This is a genomic window from Treponema sp. UBA7567 (genome assembly GCF_002476655.1).
Lineage (GTDB): Bacteria > Spirochaetota > Spirochaetia > Treponematales > Treponemataceae > Treponema_D.
In genome coordinates this window covers 8,978-12,875 of sequence record NZ_DLLH01000010.1, presented here as the reverse complement: position 1 = coordinate 12,875, position 3,898 = coordinate 8,978, and the positions used below count along the sequence as shown (strand labels likewise).

General features: G+C 44.8%; 3 protein-coding genes. 2 read left to right on the top strand and 1 reads right to left on the bottom strand.

What is annotated here, in order from left to right; genetic code table 11:
- Positions 1 to 115 precede the first annotated feature (115 nt).
- Positions 116 to 976 carry an AraC family transcriptional regulator gene (locus B3Y13_RS00680; protein ID WP_296692002.1) on the top strand — a complete coding sequence of 287 codons (861 nt, stop codon included), beginning with the start codon at positions 116 to 118 and terminating at the stop codon, positions 974 to 976.
- 341 nt (positions 977 to 1,317) lie between these two features.
- Here B3Y13_RS00680 and B3Y13_RS00675 read toward each other — a convergent pair whose 3' ends face one another.
- Positions 1,318 to 1,605: a GIY-YIG nuclease family protein gene (locus tag B3Y13_RS00675; protein ID WP_296691999.1), complete on the bottom strand. Its 288-nt coding sequence runs from the start codon at positions 1,603 to 1,605 to the stop codon at positions 1,318 to 1,320.
- A 576-nt stretch (positions 1,606 to 2,181) separates the two neighbouring features.
- Between B3Y13_RS00675 and B3Y13_RS00670 the strand changes: the two genes are divergently transcribed.
- Positions 2,182 to 3,513 carry an MATE family efflux transporter gene (locus B3Y13_RS00670; protein WP_296691996.1) on the top strand — a complete coding sequence of 444 codons (1,332 nt, stop codon included), beginning with the start codon at positions 2,182 to 2,184 and terminating at the stop codon, positions 3,511 to 3,513.
- Positions 3,514 to 3,898 lie beyond the last annotated feature (385 nt).

The following is a 3,898-nucleotide window of genomic DNA, read 5'->3' as shown; positions in this document are numbered from 1 at the left end:
TTTTTCTGTCATTATCGGGCTTGACCCGATAATCCATCAGAAAGATTGCTAAACGAGTTTGCTACAGCAGCTGTTTTTATTAAAAATCGGCATTCAATCTGCTATAATCTTTTGCATGATTCCACGGGAGACAATCAACAAGGCGATTGACTACATTCTTCTCCACCTGACAACCCAGATTTCGGTTGACGATGTGGCGGCTTTCTGCGGCTGGTCGAAATTTTATTTCTGCCGGGAGTTCAAGCGGCACACGGGCCAGAGCGTTCATTCGTTCATAAGGCGGATGAGGCTTGAGCAGATTACGATGAAACTGAAAACTAGCGGCAGGACAATCAGCGACATCTGCCTTGACTACGGAATCAGCCCTTCAAACTTTGTGCCGGCATTCAAGAGGCAGCAGAATATTTCTCCGTTCTATTTTCGGAAAGAAAGCGCGAGGCGTTCTGTTGAGCACGATTTTTTCCATTCTTCGGCGGACGCAAATTCAGGCGGAAAAAGCACAAAGGTACACCTTGCAAGCTTTGATGAAGTTTCTGCGAAAGTTACAATTGAAAATCTTCCGGACTATTTTGTGATTTACGAGCGCAAAATCGGGAACTACCACGACATGAAAAACGACTGGTGCGCATTTCTTGAAAAATATCAGCCGGCGGCGAAAAAAGGCGCGCTCTGCTTTGAGCGGACTTTTGACGATCCGTCATGCTCGGACGAGAACCGCTGTCTTTACAATTTGTGCATCGAGGCGGAAAAGGACTGCCCTCTTGAAAACACGTGCGTGATTCCGGGCGGAAAATTCGCAGTCTACCACTTCAAGGGAAGCCACAAGGAAATCTACGCAGCGTACCAGAATATGTACAACGTGTGGTTTCCAAAAAGCGGCGCAAGATTCGCAGACCGCATGGGATTCGACAAATACATCTGCGTGAACGCCGACGCGACCTACCTGGAAATCGACCTGTGTTTTCCGATTGAATAGAATCTAATGTCATTTGAAATATCCCAAAAGTATTTTTTATGTCATTTTCGGGCTAGACCCGAAAATCTAAAAGGTTCAATTTCGAGTTTTAAATTTTAGTGTCATTATCGGGCTTGACCCGATAATCTGTTGGAAAGATTGCCGTGCCAAGCACGGCAATGACACAGAATTTCAAGCCCGACAATTGCAAGGTTGTAAGTTCGCTAATGATATAAGAGATTCTCCGATCGAGCCGGAGGATGACAAGGAAGCCAAGTGCGGAAATGACAGTCCGCCCTTTTGCCATTCCGCACTTGTTACGTGTCATTCACTTGCTTGACAAGGGAATCTCCGGCAACAATCTATTCCCAGTCAGAACTCAAATCTTTGTAGTCGAGATTTTCTTTTTCTATGAGTGCATTTTTCCAAGAACGTTTCCATTTCTTTAAATTCTTTTCGCGTTGGATTGCGGGTTTTACATCGGAACATTCTTCGTACCAAACAAGTTTTGACACATTGTATTTTTCGGTGAAACCCGGCAGCAATTTATTTTTATGCTCATAAATTCGCCGCTCAAGGTTATTTGTAACGCCAATGTAGAGAACGGAATTTGTTTTGTTGGCAAGAATGTATACGTAATATTTGCTCACAATTCTGAAGGTACAAGAAAGAGATTATCGGGTCAAGCCCGATAATGACACTGCGTTCTATGTCATTGCCGTGTTACGACACGGCAATCTTTAATTTGGCAATGACACTTCATTTTGTCATTCCCCGGCTTGACCGGGGAATCTATTCACACAAGATTGTCGGATCAAGTCCGACAATGACAGAAAAATCAAGCCCGATAATGACACAAAGGACAGTCCGACAATGACAAGGAAGCCAAGCAGCACGGCAATGACAGGTTGCCTTTTCTCATTGCCCGGCGTTTCTTTCCTATGTCATTCCTGTGCCACGACACAGGAATCTATTGGGAGATACTCCGGTCAAGCAAGGAGAATGACATAAAATCCATTCTAAAAAAAGCAAGAATTCATAAGTATAAAATTATTCTTTTCTGTAACATAGGCTCATAAACGATTCCGGCGCGCCAAAATCAATTCTCAATGTCATACGGCTTGAACCTACAGTCTGCAAGGATTATCGGGTCAAGCCCGATAATGACGCAAAAATCAAGTTCAGCAATGACGCTAAACTAAAAACAATACAGAGGCATTTTATTTATGAATTCAATGAACGTTGACTCAATCCGCGCAAACAGGACGCGTGCGATTTTGGCTTTTTCTGTTCCGGCGATAATCAGCATGGTGCTCACTTCGCTCATAAACGTGGCGGACGGATTTTTTATGGGAAACTTTATCCACAAGGACGCGATTGCGGCGGTGAACTTGGGACTTCCGATTATCTATCTTTTTCTTGCGACAGGACTTATGGTTTCTGTGGGCGGCTCGGTTCTTGCAGGAATGTCGATGGGCAGGCAAGACGAGAAAAGCTGCCGCTCGATTTTCAGCCAGACGATGGCAACCTGCGCCGCAACTTCAGTTCTTTTGAGCGTTGCCATGTTTTTTCTTTTGCGGACGATTCTTGCCGCTCTTGGCGCAGAGGGAAAAGTCGCGCAATATTTTCTTCAATATTACACGGTTCTTCTTTTTGAGCTTCCGGTTATGACCGTGAACGCGTCGCTTGGAATGTTCGTGCGCGCGGAAGGCCGGCCTCAGTTCTATCTTGGAGTTACGGCTTTCACCTGCGTCCTGAACATTCTGCTCGACTGGCTTTTTACGGCGGGCTTCGGATTTGGGGTGCGCGGAATTGCGGCGGCTTCACTTGTTTCGGCGGTGATTGGATTCGCCGTTCTTCTTTTTTATTTTCTGAAAGGCGCTCGTGTGTTCAGATTCGTAAAATTCAGTTTTGACCGCGAAGTTTTCAAAAGCACAATGCTGAACGGACTTTCGGAATTTATCGGCGAGCTTTCAATGTGCATAAGCATGGCGGCCTACAACTTTGTGATTATGAGACGGTTCGGAGTTGACGGAGTTACGGCGTTCACGGTCGTGGGCTACACTTCCTACGTTTTCAGCATGGTTGTCTGCGGATTCGGTCAGGGAATGGCGCCGCTTGCAAGCTTTGTCTACGGCGCAAAGGAAAAGCTTCTTGCACGGAAACTCTTCTCGCGCACAAATCTTCTTGTGTTCATTGCAGGGGCGGCGACAGTCGCGCTCGTCGGGTTCGGCTCATCTTTCTACAGCAGAATTTTTGTGGACGATGCGGCGGTCCAGCAGATGATAAAAAGCGGAATCCTGATTTTTATGTGGAACTACATTCTCTGCGGACTGAACGCAATCGCCTCGTTCTACTTCACGTCAATCGGAAAGGCAAAGGAGTCGGCGGTGATTTCAAGCGCGCGCGGACTTGTGATTCTTCTTGCGGCAATCTTTGCTCTCCCGGCAATTTTCGGCATGAACGGAATCTGGCTCACCTCGCCCGTAACGGAAATCCTGACGCTCGCAATAACGCTTTTCTACCTGAAAAAAGACAGAATGAAAATTGACGGATAGTGTCATTATCGGGCTTAACACCTTGTCATTATCGGGCTAGACCCGATAATCCCATGTAGATAGATTGCCGTGTCAGGCACGGCAATGACAAATTTACTGCCACTGGAATGACAAAAAAAACGTATTGTCATTATCGGGCTTGATTTTTCTGTCATTATCGGGCTTAACTCCTTGTCATTATCGGGCTAGACCCGATAATCCATTGCAAAGTTTTTTCTTTATGACCTTTTTTTGGAATGGTGTATTCGAAATATCAGATTGTGCAACGTTTTTTATTTTTCTATTTTTCATAAATTTTTCATAAATAAATTAAATTTTCACTTGATACAGATTAAAATTAAATTTATACAATAATTGTGAGGTTTTTTTTATGGAACAAAAACTT

Excerpts from the sequence above, each read along its gene's own strand:
- B3Y13_RS00680 (WP_296692002.1), top strand. The coding sequence starts at position 116 with ATGATTCCACGGGAGACAATCAACAAGGCGATTGACTACATTCTTCTC.
- B3Y13_RS00670 (WP_296691996.1), top strand. The coding sequence starts at position 2,182 with ATGAATTCAATGAACGTTGACTCAATCCGCGCAAACAGGACGCGTGCG.